The sequence below is a fragment of the Blautia sp. BIOML-A1 genome, assembly GCF_009883055.1.
Taxonomy (GTDB): domain Bacteria; phylum Bacillota; class Clostridia; order Lachnospirales; family Lachnospiraceae; genus Blautia_A.
On the sequence record NZ_WWVR01000021.1, the window covers coordinates 17,635 to 33,694 of the forward strand.

General features: G+C 46.1%; 14 protein-coding genes. 2 read left to right on the plus strand and 12 right to left on the minus strand.

The window, feature by feature from the left end; genetic code table 11:
• Positions 1-6: 6 nt before the first annotated feature.
• From GT674_RS10485 to GT674_RS10525, 9 genes are all read right to left on the minus strand, one after another.
• Complete coding sequence (locus tag GT674_RS10485; protein WP_161285643.1) at positions 7-885, minus strand: undecaprenyl-diphosphate phosphatase; 879 nt, start codon at positions 883-885, stop codon at positions 7-9.
• 231 nt (positions 886-1,116) lie between these two features.
• Positions 1,117-2,511: an NADPH-dependent glutamate synthase gene (gene gltA / locus GT674_RS10490; RefSeq protein ID WP_161285644.1), complete on the minus strand. Its 1,395-nt coding sequence runs from the start codon at positions 2,509-2,511 to the stop codon at positions 1,117-1,119.
• Positions 2,511-3,398 carry a sulfide/dihydroorotate dehydrogenase-like FAD/NAD-binding protein gene (locus GT674_RS10495; protein WP_161285645.1) on the minus strand — a complete coding sequence of 296 codons (888 nt, stop codon included), beginning with the start codon at positions 3,396-3,398 and terminating at the stop codon, positions 2,511-2,513. Before GT674_RS10495 ends, gltA begins: the two co-directional genes overlap by 1 nt.
• Positions 3,399-3,516: 118 nt before the next feature.
• The gene (locus tag GT674_RS10500) at positions 3,517-4,242 is read right to left on the minus strand and encodes a ClpP family protease (RefSeq protein ID WP_161285646.1); all 726 of its coding nucleotides are present in this window, start codon (positions 4,240-4,242) and stop codon (positions 3,517-3,519) included.
• A 73-nt stretch (positions 4,243-4,315) separates the two neighbouring features.
• Positions 4,316-5,044, minus strand: a complete 729-nt coding sequence (locus GT674_RS10505; protein ID WP_161285647.1) for a YebC/PmpR family DNA-binding transcriptional regulator — start codon at positions 5,042-5,044, stop codon at positions 4,316-4,318.
• 116 nt (positions 5,045-5,160) lie between these two features.
• On the minus strand, positions 5,161-5,508 hold the full coding sequence (locus GT674_RS10510; RefSeq protein ID WP_022215039.1) for a type II toxin-antitoxin system PemK/MazF family toxin: 348 nt from the start codon (positions 5,506-5,508) through the stop codon (positions 5,161-5,163).
• A 156-nt stretch (positions 5,509-5,664) separates the two neighbouring features.
• Positions 5,665-6,831: an alanine racemase gene (alr, locus tag GT674_RS10515; RefSeq protein ID WP_161285648.1), complete on the minus strand. Its 1,167-nt coding sequence runs from the start codon at positions 6,829-6,831 to the stop codon at positions 5,665-5,667.
• 39 nt (positions 6,832-6,870) lie between these two features.
• Complete coding sequence (locus GT674_RS10520; RefSeq protein WP_161285649.1) at positions 6,871-8,472, minus strand: NAD(P)H-hydrate dehydratase; 1,602 nt, start codon at positions 8,470-8,472, stop codon at positions 6,871-6,873.
• Positions 8,473-8,560: 88 nt separating this feature from the next.
• Entirely contained in the window at positions 8,561-9,217 is a 657-nt protein-coding gene (locus GT674_RS10525; RefSeq protein WP_161285650.1) for a redox-sensing transcriptional repressor Rex, read from the minus strand.
• Positions 9,218-9,387: 170 nt separating this feature from the next.
• Here GT674_RS10525 and abc-f point away from each other — a divergent pair, with 170 nt between their 5' ends.
• Positions 9,388-11,310 (plus strand): ribosomal protection-like ABC-F family protein, encoded by a 1,923-nt coding sequence (abc-f, locus tag GT674_RS10530; RefSeq protein ID WP_161285651.1) that lies wholly within the window; start codon positions 9,388-9,390, stop codon positions 11,308-11,310.
• Between the two features lie 51 nt (positions 11,311-11,361).
• On the opposite strand, the gene GT674_RS10535 is transcribed toward abc-f, so the two are convergent.
• The gene (locus tag GT674_RS10535; RefSeq protein WP_161285652.1) at positions 11,362-12,573 is read right to left on the minus strand and encodes an NADP-dependent isocitrate dehydrogenase; all 1,212 of its coding nucleotides are present in this window, start codon (positions 12,571-12,573) and stop codon (positions 11,362-11,364) included.
• A 164-nt stretch (positions 12,574-12,737) separates the two neighbouring features.
• Entirely contained in the window at positions 12,738-13,574 is an 837-nt protein-coding gene (locus GT674_RS10540; protein WP_161285653.1) for a S8 family peptidase, read from the minus strand.
• Between the two features lie 114 nt (positions 13,575-13,688).
• Here GT674_RS10540 and GT674_RS17125 point away from each other — a divergent pair, with 114 nt between their 5' ends.
• Positions 13,689-13,844, plus strand: a complete 156-nt coding sequence (locus tag GT674_RS17125; RefSeq protein WP_173901963.1) for a hypothetical protein — start codon at positions 13,689-13,691, stop codon at positions 13,842-13,844.
• Positions 13,845-14,016: 172 nt separating this feature from the next.
• Here the strand turns inward: GT674_RS17125 and glmS are convergent, their stop codons facing one another.
• Positions 14,017-15,855, minus strand: a complete 1,839-nt coding sequence (glmS, locus tag GT674_RS10545) for a glutamine--fructose-6-phosphate transaminase (isomerizing) (RefSeq protein WP_161285654.1) — start codon at positions 15,853-15,855, stop codon at positions 14,017-14,019.
• Positions 15,856-16,060 lie beyond the last annotated feature (205 nt).

The window sequence follows — 16,060 nt, forward strand, 5'->3', positions numbered from 1 at the left end:
TACCAATCAAAGCATATGATTTATGATCAGCGTTACAAGACCGATCACAAAACAATAAATCGCAAATACGCGAAATCTTCCCTTATGGACAAGTTTCAGACAATAACGGATCACAAAAAACGCAGTTACCCCTGAAACGATCATTCCTAACACATAGGCAAATCCAAGTCCCACTGTCATGGCAGGTGAACCAAACTGTCCAAGTTCCATGATCAGTGATCCGATAATTGCCGGGATTGACAAAATATAAGAATACTTCACTGCAAACGTGCGGCTGAAGCCACTCATTAGACCGGCACTGATCGTAAGACCACTTCTGGAAAGTCCCGGAAATACGGAAATACCCTGGCAGAGTCCGATCCACATCGCATCCGAAAGATTCGCATCCTTAGCGGCCTTGGTTCCTCCGGTCCGTGCAAGGTCGATCACAAGAAGAACGATTCCTGTGACAAGCAGTCCGGCACTTGGGATCAGTACAGAGTCCGCCGCCAGAACGACCAGCCTTCTTGCTGTGTAACCGAGAAGAGCGGTCGGGATCATGGAAACAAGAAGAAGTACAGCAAACTTACGATAGGTGTTGCTGATAATCCTCGCATAATGAAGCTGCTTCCCCGTCCTCCTGTTATGTATATACAGATGAGCGTTTCCCACAATGTCCAGGATCATATCCAGGATCTCATATAGAATATGGCGGATATCCTTCTGAAAAGTCATAAATACCGCACCCAGAGTCCCCAAATGCAGCATTGCCTCCAGAAGGACTCCCGCATCATGATCCATTCCAAAAAAATTCTCCAGAATGCACAGATGCCCAAAACTGCTCACCGGAACAAATTCTGTGATCCCCTGTACAATCGCTAATAAAATAATATATAAGACTGTCATACCTTTTTCCTTTTCCTTTAATACTACATACTGCTGCGTCCGCTACGGTTCACTCCGTTCACAGCAGCCTGCGTCCTTATAACAGCTATCAGTTCAGGTCAGTATAACATATTTCAGTTCAAGTTACAAGTTTCCAAACATTTGTTTGTGAAAATGTCCAGAGTTTTCAGAAAAAAAGATTCCCTGCCAGCCCACTTAAGAACCGACAGGGAATTCCAATATGTTCAGATATTATTTATTTTTGAGATATTCATCGATACCTTTGGCACCGGCTTTACCTGCTCCCATAGCAAGGATAACTGTAGCTGCACCTGTAACGGCATCACCACCGGCATATACGCCGTCCTTGGATGTCTTACCTGTTTCTTCTTCAGCAACAATACATCTTCTTCTGTTGACTTCCAGACCCTTGGTTGTGGAAGAGATCAGCGGGTTCGGGGAGGTACCAAGTGACATGATAACGGTATCTACGTCCATATCATACTCAGATCCCGGGATTTCAACAGGACGTCTTCTTCCGGAAGCATCCGGCTCGCCCAGTTCCATCTTGACAACCTTCATTCCATTTACATGGCCGTTTTCGTCAACATGGATTTCTTTCGGGTTGGTAAGAAGATCAAAGATGATTCCCTCTTCTTTTGCGTGATGAACTTCCTCTGCTCGTGCAGGAAGCTCTGCTTCACTTCTTCTGTATACGATGTGAACCTCAGCACCAAGTCTTAATGCTGTTCTTGCAGCATCCATGGCAACGTTTCCACCACCGACAACAGCAACCTTCTTGCCTGCTGCGATCGGTGTATCATAAGAGTCATCAAACGCTTTCATCAGGTTGCTTCTTGTCAGGTATTCGTTTGCAGAGAATACACCGCTTGCATTCTCTCCTGGAATTCCCATGAACATCGGAAGACCTGCACCAGAGCCGATAAATACAGCTTCAAATCCCTCGTCCTCGATCAGCTGATCGATGGTTGTGGATTTACCGATAACAACGTTTGTTTCAAATTTAACGCCGAGTTCTTTAACCTTCTCAATTTCTTTCTTAACGACTTTCTGCTTCGGAAGACGGAATTCCGGAATACCATAAACAAGAACGCCGCCGAGCTCATGAAGAGCTTCGAATACAGTTACATCATAGCCTGCTTTTGCAAGATCTCCTGCACAGGTAAGTCCGGACGGACCGGAACCGATAACTGCAACCTTATGTCCGTTCTTAACTTCTGCTCCGGCTGGTTTAATGTCATGCTCAAGAGCATAGTCAGCAACAAATCTCTCCAGTTTGCCGATAGAAACTGCCTCACCCTTGACTCCACGGATACACTTGCCTTCACACTGGGATTCCTGTGGGCATACACGTCCGCAGATCGCCGGCAGAGCGGAAGATAAACCGATCACCTTATAGGCTTCTTCGATGTTGCCATCTTTGATATGTTCAATAAATCCTGGAATATTGATGGATACAGGACAGCCTTCCACACATTTCGGTTTCTTGCAGCCTAAGCATCTCTGTGCTTCTTCCATTGCTTCTTCCTGGTTATATCCAAGACAAACTTCTTCAAAGTTTGTTGCACGTACCTTCGGATCCTGCTCTCTTACAGGAACTTTCTTTAACATTTTTGCATCTGCCATTATTCGTCACCTCCGCAATGTCCGCATCCGCCGTGGTGGGTATCACCCTCCTGAAGCTTCAGTAATGCACGTCCCTCTTCGGTCTTGTACATCTGGCTTCTCTTCATAGCCTGATCAAAATCAACGAGATGTCCGTCGAATTCCGGTCCATCTACGCAGGCGAATTTGATCTCATCGCCAACCTGAAGACGGCAGGCTCCGCACATACCTGTTCCATCAACCATGATCGGGTTCATGCTGACAATTGTATGGATGCCGAGTTTCTTGGTAAGCAGACAGACAAATTTCATCATGATCATCGGTCCGATCGCAACACAGACATCGTAATGCTTGCCTTCGTTTGTGACAAGGTCTTCCAGAGTCTTTGTTACCATACCGGAACGGCCATAGGAACCGTCGTCTGTTGTAACATAAAGGTTGGAAACAGCCGCAAGTTCCTTCTCAAGGATCACCATGTCTTTGGTCTTGGAGCCAAGGATCACGTCCGCTGTGATTCCATGCTCATGAAGCCATTTTACCTGCGGGTAAACCGGTGCTGTACCAACACCTCCTGCAACAAATACCATTTTTTTCTTCTTGAGTTCTTCAATGTCCTCATGAACAAATTCAGAAGGACATCCCAGAGGTCCTACAAAATCACGGAAAGAATCTCCTGCTTTTAACTGAGCCATCTTGATTGTAGATGCTCCGATCTCCTGGAACACGATAGTTACGGTTCCTTCTTCGCGGTCGTAATCGCAGATTGTAAGTGGGATTCTCTCACCCTTCTCGTCCATTTTGACGATGATGAACTGTCCTGGCTGACAATGGCTTGCAACACGCGGTGCATGTACAACCATAAGATGAATCTTAGCTGCCAGTGTTTCGGCTTTTAAAATCTTATACATTGTTCCCCTCCTAGCGTATATTCATTCAATCCTTTATTAATAATACGCTAAAATTCCTTCTAATACAAGGGGAATATTCAAAAACACACTAATTATGCACTCTTTTTTCTATATGTTTCTACAATTTCTCTCCGGATTTTTCTCTGTTTGTCTCTATCATCTGATGAAGCTTCATCAGTGCCTCCCTGATTCCGCCCACTTCATCGATCAGCCCCTCCTTTACCGCTTCCTCACCTTCCAGTAAAGTCCCTACATCCTTTACAAGCTGACTGGTATCCAGCATCAGTTCTTCCAAACGTTCCCTGGATGCCCTGGAATGGGCAGCGATAAAACCTGTGATACGGTCCTGGATCTTTTCCATATTTCGGTAGGTCTGTGCCACTCCTATGAACATGCCGCTTGACCGTACCGGATGGATCACCATCGTTGCACTTGCAACAGCAAAGGAATAATCCGCCGATACAGCCATGGGAATTCCAATGGAATGTCCTCCTCCGAGCACCAGAGAGACCGTGGGAATACTTAAGGATGCGATCATTTCCGCAATGGCAAGCCCGGCCTCCACATCTCCGCCGACCGTATTCAGAAGGATCAAAAGCCCCTCAACCTCCTTATCATCCTCAATCATCGCAAGCTTCGGAAGAACATGCTCGTATTTGGTCGTCTTGCTCTGTGAGGGAGCCGTCTCATGCCCTTCCACTTCTCCAATGACTGTCAGAAGTTCAATCCTGTGATCCAGTCGATTCTGATCCAGAACCGCCTCTCCCGTTTCCCTGATCTGTGCATTCTGCTGCTCCTGACAATCTAGTTCTTTCTGCTTCTCATCCTTATTTCTCTCAGACATAAAAATACCTCCATGTATCATTCATGGAGGTATTCTGTGCAAAAATATAGATTGTTATACGTACTCTCTCAGATCATTCGTCCCAGTTCGTCCAGACATCTGTGACGTCATCGTCCTCATCGAGGAGATCCAGAGTCCTCTGAAGGTTCTTGATATCCTTCTCATCGGTAAGCTCTACATAAGTCTGAGGAACCATGGCAACCTGTGCCTCAAGCATCGGTACGCCAGCCTGCTCGAGTGCCTCTCTTACTGCGCTGAAATCATCCGGAGCAGTGAGAACCTCATAGCTGTCCTCTTCTTCACTGAAATCCTCAGCACCTGCATCCAGTGCAGTCATCATCAGATCATCCGCATCCATCTCGCATTCTTCTTTGTCGATGATGATCTGACCTTTCTGGTCGAACATGAAGGATACACATCCCTGTGTTCCGATGCTTCCATATCCCTTGGTGAAAGCATTTCTTACATTACTTGCTGTACGGTTCTTATTGTCAGTCAGAGTTTCAACGATGATCGCCACACCGTTCGGGCCATAACCTTCATATGTAGCATGCTCATAGTTGTCAGCAGAATCAGCTCCTGCTGCCTTCTTGATTCCACGCTCGATCGTATCGTTCGGCATGTTGTTTGCCTTTGCCTTCGCAATGACATCACGAAGCTTGCTGTTGTTGTTCGGATCCGCACCGCCGGCTTTGACTGCCATAACGATCTCACGGCCGATCACGGTAAAGATCTTACCTTTTTTGGCATCGTTCTTTTCTTTTTTATGCTTGATATTCGCAAATTTTGAATGTCCTGACATTTTTCTCGCTCCTTTTATTTCTTATCTTCCTGTAAACCATGCTCAAAAAGCCGGTAAACCTGCGTAATTACTGATAAAATATAGCACTTTCCATGAAATTCGTCAAGGATAACTGCTCAAAAAGTAAGCTCAAGACTGATTTCCAGTGCATGATTCACCTTATCCAGCATTGCCTGGTCCAGGTGACAGACCTTATCCTTCAGCCTTCGTTTGTCGATCGTCCGCAGTTGCTCCAGAAGGATCACAGAATCCCTCTCGATCCCATAGGCAGACGCATCGATCTCAATATGTGTCGGCAGTTTCGCTTTATTCATCTTTGATGTAATTGCTGCGCAGATCACAGTCGGGCTGTGCCGGTTGCCCACATCATTCTGGATGATCAGCACCGGACGGATACCGCCCTGCTCGCTTCCGACCACAGGCCGCAGATCTGCATAAAAGATATCTCCTCTTTTAATTACCACACAATTCACACTCCGATTCTTCTGTTACTGTCCCTTATGGAACATCCCATTCTTTTTCTCTGGAATTAGTATTTCCATTTTTTTCTCGTGTATACATGTGTGGTGTTTCCATCTGATTTCGTAACTGCTCAGCCTCACAGTTACGAATCATCTTCCTTAGTTAAAGAAGGTAAGCTCTCCCCATTCTCTGCCGTCTCTGATATAGACTCTCGGAACACGCTTGCTGATATCGCAGGCAAATTCATAGGAAAAACGTCCGGACAGATCCCCGAAGGTTTCCATGCTGATAAATTCCTTTCCGTCTTTTCCGATCAGAGTCACCTCGTCACCCATATCCGCCTCCGGAATCTTTGTGACATCCACCATAAACTGATCCATACAGACCCTTCCAAGGATCGGAGCCTTCTTACCGCGGATCAGCACCCAGCCTTTATTTGACAGAGAACGCGGATATCCATCTGCGTATCCGACCGGGATCGTTGCCACTCTCATTTCCTTCTTGACGGTAAAGGTTCCGCCATAGCTGATCGCAGCCCCTGGCTCCAGAGTCTTGACATAGGCGATGTGGCTCTTAAGCTCCATAGCCGGGATCAGTTTCAGATTGTCTCTCTCTACTTCGTTAGAAGGATACATTCCATAGATCGTGATACCTGCCCGTACTGCATTCAGATTCGCCTCCGGAATACGGATAATTCCGGCACTGTTGGAACAGTGTTTCATCGGAATCTGAACTCCGGCATCCTCCAGAAGCTTTGCAAAATTCAGATAACGCTTCAGCTGATCCATAGCCGGACTTCTGTCTGTTTCATCCGCTCTCGCAAAATGAGTGAACATTCCCTCAATCTCGACATTCGGAAGCTCTTTGATCTTTTTGATCTGGGCGACACTTTCCTGCCTGTCTGCAAATCCGATCCGGCTCATTCCGGTATCCAGACCAATATGAATATGTACATTTCTTCCCTGACGCTTTGCTTCCTCTGAGAGTTCTTGTGCCATCTCATAAGTACAGACCGTCAGACGAATCTCTTTTGCGATCATTTCTGTATAATATTCCTCAAAAACAATCCCCAGGATCAGAATCGGTTTTTTGACGCCGAAGGTACGAAGCTGAAGTGCCTCCTCAGGTGTTGCAACCGCAAATCCCCAGATATAATCATAGTCTTCGATCAGACGGGCGATTGCCTCTGCCCCATGTCCGTATCCATCTGCCTTGATCACCGCAACGATCTGCGTTCCCTCTGCAATATTTTTCTTCATTTCCGCAAAGTTATGTGCGATCGCATCTAATGATACAACCGCTTTTACTCTCTCGAATTTCTTCATAATCCTTTATCTCCTCACTGCATATCGCAAATATTCTTATCAAATATATTCTAACATATTTTCCCGTTCTCTGAGGACCTTCGCCGCGGCTTTTGCAATGTCTCCGGCCTTCATTCCGTAAGTGCCCTTATCCTGTGCCGCCCTGTCTCCTGCAAGCCCATGAAGAAAAACACCCAGGGCCGCCATCTCCGCCAGTTTCACTCTGCCGTCATGTTCTGAAAGGAACGTACACAAAACACCTGCCAAAATTCCCGACAGGACATCTCCGCTTCCCGCCGTCGCCATTCCCGGATTTCCGCTCTGATTGATCCAGCAAAAATCGTCCTCCGGGCCTGTGATGACCGTCGACGCATCCTTTAACACACAGACCACACCGTTTTGCATGGCAAACTTCTCAGCCGTTCCAATAAGATCCTTCTGTATTTCCGGTATTGATAACCTGGATACCTGTTTTTCAGATAAAGACCGACTGGATTCCGGCTTTTTGGACATAAACTCCTCACTCAGCCGGCTCATCTCTCCCAGGTGCGGGGTACAGATCACCTGACTGCCATGAAAATATTTCTTCCACGTCGGGTTCTTCGAAAGCAGATTCAGTCCATCCGCATCCAGGATCACAGGTTTCCCCATTCTCTGTGCGAAAGAGAGAAAAGATTCTGTTTTCTGTGTACTTTTTTCTGACTGTCCAAGCCCCGGTCCGATCACGATCACATCACACCAGCGTGCCGCATCAGACCATGTATCTTCCCCACTGGAATCATCCGCAAACATCGCCTCCGGAAGAAGCGTCTGCAGCGGAATACGATTCTCTTCATCTGTCAGGATCTTCACCATCCCGGCACCCGCGGCAAACGCTCCCTCTGCACAGAGATATGCGGCACCGCACATCCCCTTACTTCCTGCAACAATAAGAACCTTGCCAAAGGTACCTTTATTTCCATTCGCAATACGCTTCGGGATTTTCCGGAGATCTTTCTTCTCCAGAACCCCTTTCTCCGGCAAAAGCTCCGGATTCTCATAGATGCCGACATCCGCCGTGACAACCCTTCCTGCAAACATCTTCCCGGGATAAAGACATAAGCCCGTTTTGCCAAAAGCAAAGGTCACTGTCAGATCTGCATGAAAGGCAATCCCAAGTTCTTCCCCGGTGCTGCTGCTCACGCCGGACGGAAGATCGACCGCCACTTTCCAGGCAGACGCCTGATTCATTGCACTCAGCACATCCCGGTAACGTCCCTCGATCGCACGGTCCAGTCCGACGCCGAAAATGGCATCTACTATAGTAGTATATTCCCTCAGTTCCAGGTTATTCACCAGAGGAACCTGATAATTTCCGGCAATTTCCAGCTGACGGCGCGTTTCCTCTGTCCGATGATCCGGGTTTCCCATCATATAGATTTCTGCAGCATATCCATGAAGGTGCAGGATCCTGGCAATGGCAACACCGTCTCCGCCGTTGTTTCCGCCTCCGCAGACGCATAAGATCCGCTCTTTTTGCTTCGTATCCGCAAAATGCCGTTCCATCTCATCCACGACCGCCAGTGCCGCTCTCTCCATCAGAACGCAGGACGGCACACCCATCCTGTCAATCGTATAACGATCCAATGTCTTCATTTCCGGTCCGTTCACAATCCGTCTCATTTCGTCTCCTCTCCAAAAACAACAGAAAGGCTGTTACGCAGCCTCCTTAATGCAAGGAGCCGGGTAACAGCCTTTCACTGTCCTCTTTTTATGAATGCTGCTCTTCTACATGTTCCTGTCGATATTGACTGAGATTGTAGGATAAAGTCATCAGACTCTCCGAAAGATGAACATTCTCTACAATTACGTCATCCGGAGTATCCAGATCAATATGAGCAAAATTCCAGATCGCCTTGATACCATTCTCGATCAGGATATCCGCCATATCCTTCGCCTTATTCTTCGGAAGTGTAAGGATTGCGATCTCAATATTATTCTCTCTTAAGAAAAATGGAAGATTGCTGATCATCTGGATCTCAATTCCGCGAACAGCAATACCTTCAAGTACCGGGTTCACATCAAAGATTCCTAGTAACTTAAAACCACGTTTTTCAAAGTCAACATAATTGGCAAGTGCCTGTCCAAGATTACCGGCACCAACGATGATCATCGGGTGTACCTCATCCAGTCCCAGGATCTTACCGATCTCTGTATAAAGATATTTTACATTATAACCGTATCCCTGCTGCCCAAACCCTCCGAAATTATTCAAATCCTGACGGATCTGAGATGCTGTGACACGCATTTTCTTACTAAGATCATTGGAAGATATACGCTCAACATTGTCTTCCAGTAATTCGCCAAGATAGCGATAATACCGGGGCAGTCTCTTAATTACAGCTTTTGATATCTGTTTTGCCTCCACCGTTGTCCCTCCCTTAATACTTTCCTGTTAATTATAACGAAATGACATTTTATTGTCAATCTATGTTGGTAATTCTGTGCAATTTTTGCTGTTTTTTCGTTGGTTTTTCCTTTACAAAGATAATTTTTCCCCTTATAATCATAGCGTATATTGATTTTGGAGGAATATTTATGATCTTATCATGTCAGAGCATCTATAAGTCTTTTGGCGAAAAAGTCATTCTGAACGATGCCTCTTTTCATATAGAAGAGCGTGAGAAAGCCGCTCTTATCGGCAACAACGGAGCAGGAAAGACAACCCTTCTCCGTATTATAATGGAAGAAATTTCCGCAGATTCCGGTCAGGTCGTTCTGATGAAAGACAAGAAGATCGGTTATCTCGCACAGTATCAGGAGATCAAGGGACACCGCACCATCTACGAGGAGCTGCTCTCAACCAAGCAGTACATCATTGATATGGAAGACCGCATGCGTGCAGCAGAAATACAGATGAAGCATGCCTCCGGCGAGGAGCTCGAGCGTCTGATGAACACCTATACCCGGCTGACCCATGAATTCGAGCTCGAAAACGGCTACGCTTACAGGAGTGAACTGATGGGTGTCCTCAAGGGTCTTGGTTTCACCGAAGAAGATTTCAACAAGCAGATTGAAACGCTCTCCGGTGGACAGAAGACACGCGTTGCACTTGGTAAGCTTCTGATCTCTAAGCCTGACATTCTTCTTCTCGATGAGCCGACCAACCATCTGGATATGGAGAGTATTGCCTGGCTGGAAACCTATCTCCTGAACTATCCAGGTGCTGTATTTATTGTTTCCCATGACCGTTATTTCCTGGATAAGGTTGTAACCAAGGTCATTGAGATCGATGCCGGACAGGTCCGTATGTACAGTGGAAACTACTCTGCCTACGCAGAAAAGAAGGCTCAGCTGCGTGATGCACAGTACAAGGCTTATCTGAACCAGCAGAGAGAGATCAAGCACCAGGAGGCAGTCATTGTCAAGCTGAAATCCTTCAACCGTGAAAAATCCATCCGCCGCGCCGAGAGCCGTGAAAAAATGCTCGGCAAGATCCAGCGAATCGAGAAGCCGACAGAGGTACAGAGCCAGATGCGCCTCTCTCTCGAACCAAGAGTCATCAGTGGAAATGACGTTCTTACCGTGGAGGAGCTTTCCAAGAGTTTCCCGGAGCAGACTCTTTTTACCGATATCTCCTTCCAGATCAAGCGAGGCGAACGCGTTGCCCTGATCGGAAACAACGGTACCGGCAAGACAACCATGCTCAAGATCCTCAACGATCTTATTCCCGCTGATTCCGGAACCTTCACCCTAGGTTCAAAGGTTCAGATCGGCTATTACGATCAGGAGCATCACGTACTGCATCCGGAAAAAACCATCTTTGAAGAAATTTCCGACACCTATCCGACCCTTACCGAGACAGAGATCCGAAACATGCTCGCCGCCTTTCTTTTTACCAACGATGATGTATTTAAGCTGATCTCTTCCCTCTCCGGTGGTGAGCGCGGTCGTGTCTCTCTCGCAAAGCTGATGCTCTCCGAGGCCAACTTCCTGATCCTCGATGAGCCGACCAACCATCTGGATATCGCATCCAAGGAAATCCTGGAGGAGGCACTGAACAGCTACACCGGTACGGTTCTCTATGTTTCTCATGACCGATACTTTATCAACCAGACCGCGACCAGGATCCTGGAGCTTACCAATCAGGCCGTTGTCAACTACATCGGTGATTACGATTATTACCTTGAGAAAAAAGAAGAACTCACTGAAAAATATGCTCCGATACAGCAGATAGAAGAAACCACTTCCGATGAAGCAGCACCTGCGGCATCCGAAGGAAAGCTTACCTGGCAGCAGCAGAAAGAAGAACAGGCACGTAAGCGTAAGCAGGAGGCGGAACTTAAGAAGACAGAACAGAGGATTGAAGAACTCGAAACCAGAGACAAAGAAATTGATGAAACACTGGTTCTTCCGGATGTCTGTACCAACGTCGGACGCTGTGCAGAACTCAGCCGCGAAAAAGACAAAATTCAGGCAGAGCTTGAAGAACTTTACGAAAAATGGGAAACCCTGGCGTAATGCCGTGGGTTTCCCATTTCTTTATATCCGTATTGCTCTGGTTAATTTTTACTATTTAAGAAGAGTATCCAACGTTTCTCTGATCGCAAGAATAAATCCCTCGCTGTTCAATACGGTCGGGTTTTCGATAGTAGTGATCAGTGCCAGATCCTTGGTCATCTTACCAGACTCAATAGTAGTAAGAGTTGCTTTCTCCAGCTTATCCGCGAACTGTGCCAGTTCCGCATTTCCGTCAAGTTCTCCACGCTTACGAAGAGCTCCTGTCCATGCAAAAATAGTTGCCACAGAGTTTGTGGAGGTTTCACCGCCCTCCAGATGACGATAATAATGTCTCTGTACCGTTCCGTGAGCAGCCTCATACTCATAATATCCATTCGGAGAAACCAAAACAGATGTCATCATTGCAAGGGAACCAAATGCAGAAGATACCATATCACTCATAACATCTCCGTCATAATTCTTGCATGCCCAGATAAATCCACCCTCTGCTTTCATGACACGAGCAACGATATCATCGATCAGACTGTAGAAGTAAGTAAGACCGGCTTCCTCGAATTTCTCCTTGAATTCCTCATCAAATATAGTCTGGAAGACCTGTTTGAATTTGGCATCATAAGTCTTAGAAATCGTATCCTTGGCACCAAACCATACATCCTGCTTTGTATCCAGTGCATAGTTGAAGCAGCTTCTTGCAAAGCTCTCGATGGATGCCTCCATGTTGTGCATACCCATGGCAACTCCCGGAGCCTTGAAATCCTGTACCAGGGCACGCTTCTCTTCTCCGTCCTCTGAAGTATAAACAAGCTCAACCTTGCCCGGTTTGTCAATATACATCTCTGTATTCTTATAGATATCACCATATGCATGACGTGCAAGAGTGATCGGTTTCTTCCAGTTTCGTACACATGGTTCAATTCCCTTCACTACGATCGGAGCACGGAATACCGTTCCGTCCAGGATCGCACGGATCGTTCCGTTCGGGCTCTTGTACATCTTCTTGAGATCATACTCGTCCATACGCGCATGGTTCGGGGTGATCGTCGCACATTTAACTGCAACACCATATTTCTTGGTTGCCTCTGCTGCATCGATCGTTACCTGATCATCTGTGTCATTACGGTGTGCAAGACCAAGATCATAGTATTCTGTATTCAGGTCAATATACGGAAGCAGTAATTCATCCTTGATCATCTTCCAGAGAATTCTGGTCATCTCATCTCCGTCCATTTCTACTAACGGCGTTGTCATCTGAATTTTTGTCATAAGTTTCTCCTCTCTGTGTAGCATTTATTTTACTGTTCACAGTAAGTTACTATACGCTGCTCCTGTTGCTTTGAACAGCGATTTGTTACATTGTAGCGAAAAAAACTCTGTCCGTCAATACTTTCGGGCTTTACCATAGTAAATCTTACAAATTTTCCAGAAAATTACAGCGAAAGGAACTTTTTACAGTTAAATTTCCCCCATCCCTGCTGATTCCTGGAAAGGCCCAGATCATCCGCGCTGTCACGCAGCATCATCTTGATATCCACATTTGTAAGCATCGGATCCTTTTCCAGGGCAAGTGCCGCCGCTCCGGATATCACCGGTGTAGACATCGAAGTGCCGCTTTTCATTGCATAGGTATTCCCCACTCCCGGTGCACATGCCATGATCCGCCGCCCCGGTGCAACCAGATCCGGTTTGCAGACACACTCAAACGTCGGTCCTCTTCCAGAGATTGCCGTCTTTCCCAGAAGCATATCACTAGAGCCCACCGTGATCACCTTCTTACTGCATCCCGGCGCGGTAATGCTGCCCGGCTCCGGACCACGATTTCCCGCCGCCGCAACCACCACCAGTCCCTGGTCCCAGAGAGCCTCCACTCCACGGACCAGAACATCCTTGTCACTTCTGGTCTTATATGTTGTTCCGACCGAAATATTTACGATCCGGATCTTGTATTCCTCCCGGTGATTCTCGATCCACCGAAACGCCGCCAGAATATCCTCCTTGTTTCCATTTCCGAAACGGTCCAGCACCTTAAGGCTTATCAGAAAACATCCCGGTGCCATTCCCTTATACTTTCCCATGGAAGCCTCTCCGCTTCCGCCAAGAATCCCCGCAACACACGTTCCATGTCCGTTGTCATCATAGGGAAAGGTTCTATATGAAATAAAATCTGCAAAAGCATAAATACGATCACCAAAATCCATATGAGGATAAATTCCCGTATCCAGAAGTACCACACCGATGCCTTTTCCGGTATAAACTGACTGCTTCATGAATATACTCCTGATAAATGGACTTATTTTAATGTATTCAAAAAAGTACAATGATGCATAATTTTTGAAAAAATGCCAATACTGAAAGCCATAGAAACCAGAAGGAGGCTTTTTATGTTGATCATTTTTCTGATACTCTTTTTTCTGCTGCAGATACTTGTACTCTTCTGCTGTCTTGCCGCCGGAAACGATCCGGCTTCACAGGAATTATCCGACCGGGAGCAGATGGAATATATCCAGAACTGGATGAAAAAGCATTCCGGATCATGAAACCGCCATATGAAATTTCAACCGGTTCATCTGCTTTCTCTTGTTCTCATTGGTATCTTCTCCTTTTTTACAGAATATTATAAAACACCAAAAAGCAGAGGGTACAGTCATTCATAGCAATGATTGTCCCTCTGCCTGATTTCATTCATTATTTTTTTCTGAATAGTTACTATTATTCTACAGTAACGCTTTTTGCGAGGTTTCTCGGTTTATCTACATCGAGGCCCTTAGAAACACTTACATAATATCCCAGAAGCTGAAGCGGGATCACTGCAAGTGAGGTAGCAAAGTGAGGATCTGTCTTTGGAATATAAACTGTGAAGTCTGCAGTATCTTCAATATTGTAATTTCCAAATGTGGTCAGACCCATCAGATAGGCACCGCGGCTCTTACACTCTACCATATTGCTGACGGTTTTTTCGTAAAGAGCCGGCTGGGTGAGAACACCGATCACCAGCGTTCCGTCCTCGATCAGAGAAATGGTTCCGTGCTTCAGCTCACCTGCCGCATATGCCTCCGAATGGATGTAGCTGATCTCCTTCATCTTGAGACTGCCTTCCATACTGATCGCATAATCGATTCCACGTCCTACAAAGAAAACATCATGTGCATTTGCCTGCTTGGAGGCAAACCACTGGATTCTTTCTTTATCATCAATAATTCTCTGCACTTTCTCCGGAAGAGTTTTGAGATCTTCAATATATCCTGTATACTGCTCCTCTGTGATCTGCTCCCTGGTCTTGGCAAACTGGATTGCAAGTAGATAAGCTGCGATCAGCTGTGTACTGTATGCCTTGGTCGTAGCAACGGAAATCTCCGGTCCTGCAAGTGTGTAGAAGATATTATCCGCCTCACGGGCAATAGAAGAACCAACTACATTAACGATTGCAAGCGTACGGATTCCATGCTTCTTACAAAGACGCAGTGCGGCAAGACTGTCTGCGGTCTCTCCGGACTGACTGATCACAACCGCCAGTGCATGAGGATCCAGAATCGGATTACGATAACGGAATTCAGATGCAAGCTCTACACGCACCGGAATCCTTGCCATATCCTCGATCACATACTGTGCTGCCATACCTACATGATAGGCGGATCCACAGGCAATGATATAAATCTGGGAAATATCCCTGATTTCTTCCTCTGTAAGTCCAACCTCTGTGAGATCGATTCTGTCATCCTTCAGGGCAGAATTCAGAGTATCCTGGATTGCCTTCGGCTGCTCATGGATCTCTTTCATCATGAAATGCTCAAAACCGGCCTTCTCTGCCGCCTCTGCGTCCCAGTCGACTACCTTCAGTTCTTTCTCGATCTCTTCACCGTCCAGATTATAGAATGTAATCTCGCCCTTATGCACACGGGCCATCTCCATATTCCCTATATAATAAACATTTCTTGTATATTTCAGGATTGCCGGAACATCTGATGCAATATAGGATTCACCATTCTCAACACCCAGGATCATCGGGCTGTCTTTTCTTGCCACATAAATCTCTTCCGGATAATCCTTGAACATGATTGCCATTGCATAAGAACCACGGATACGAACCATGGAATGATTGATCGCATCTACCGGAGTTCCTTCATATTTCTTATAATAATAATCGATCAGCTTTACAGCCACCTCTGTGTCTGTCTCGGAATAGAAAGTATAACCCTTACGAAGTAGCTTATCCTTCAGTTCCTGATAATTCTCAATGATTCCGTTGTGTACAGCTACAACATTTCCGTCATCACTGATATGTGGATGTGCATTATTCTCCGAAGGCTCTCCATGAGTCGCCCAGCGAGTATGACCAATACCACAGGTGCCTGGAACAGATTCTCCGTTGTTTGTCTTCTCAGCAAGCCCTTTCAGACGACCTTTTGCCTTGATAACTCTGGTCTCCTTCCCCCCATCGCGCACTGCGATTCCGGCAGAGTCATAGCCACGATATTCAAGCTTGGAAAGTCCATCCAGCAAGATCGGTGCTGCCTGATGATCACCTGTAAATCCTACGATTCCACACATAAATATATCTCCTCTTATTCCTTCAATGCATATTAAAAGTAAAAAAATTCTAGCTTATAATAGCACAATCCGATGATGATTTCAATGTCTTTATATTATTGTCCTTTTTTATTGCATTTTCACATATTTTTTTTGCAGAGATATTTTATTTTCATTCTACAGTTTTATGTTATTTTAAACGACATTATTTATTCTATTACAAAAA

What these genes read in the sequence shown, in the direction of transcription:
- GT674_RS10485 (WP_161285643.1), bottom strand. Translation starts at nt 885, where the DNA reads ATGACAGTCTTATATATTATTTTATTAGCGATTGTACAGGGGATCACA.
- gltA (WP_161285644.1), bottom strand. Translation starts at nt 2,511, where the DNA reads ATGGCAGATGCAAAAATGTTAAAGAAAGTTCCTGTAAGAGAGCAGGAT.
- GT674_RS10495 (WP_161285645.1), bottom strand. Translation starts at nt 3,398, where the DNA reads ATGTATAAGATTTTAAAAGCCGAAACACTGGCAGCTAAGATTCATCTT.
- GT674_RS10500 (WP_161285646.1), bottom strand. Translation starts at nt 4,242, where the DNA reads ATGTCTGAGAGAAATAAGGATGAGAAGCAGAAAGAACTAGATTGTCAG.
- GT674_RS10505 (WP_161285647.1), bottom strand. Translation starts at nt 5,044, where the DNA reads ATGTCAGGACATTCAAAATTTGCGAATATCAAGCATAAAAAAGAAAAG.
- alr (WP_161285648.1), bottom strand. Translation starts at nt 6,831, where the DNA reads ATGAAGAAATTCGAGAGAGTAAAAGCGGTTGTATCATTAGATGCGATC.
- GT674_RS10520 (WP_161285649.1), bottom strand. Translation starts at nt 8,472, where the DNA reads ATGAGACGGATTGTGAACGGACCGGAAATGAAGACATTGGATCGTTAT.
- abc-f (WP_161285651.1), top strand. Translation starts at nt 9,388, where the DNA reads ATGATCTTATCATGTCAGAGCATCTATAAGTCTTTTGGCGAAAAAGTC.
- GT674_RS10535 (WP_161285652.1), bottom strand. Translation starts at nt 12,573, where the DNA reads ATGACAAAAATTCAGATGACAACGCCGTTAGTAGAAATGGACGGAGAT.
- GT674_RS10540 (WP_161285653.1), bottom strand. Translation starts at nt 13,574, where the DNA reads ATGAAGCAGTCAGTTTATACCGGAAAAGGCATCGGTGTGGTACTTCTG.
- GT674_RS17125 (WP_173901963.1), top strand. Translation starts at nt 13,689, where the DNA reads ATGTTGATCATTTTTCTGATACTCTTTTTTCTGCTGCAGATACTTGTA.
- glmS (WP_161285654.1), bottom strand. Translation starts at nt 15,855, where the DNA reads ATGTGTGGAATCGTAGGATTTACAGGTGATCATCAGGCAGCACCGATC.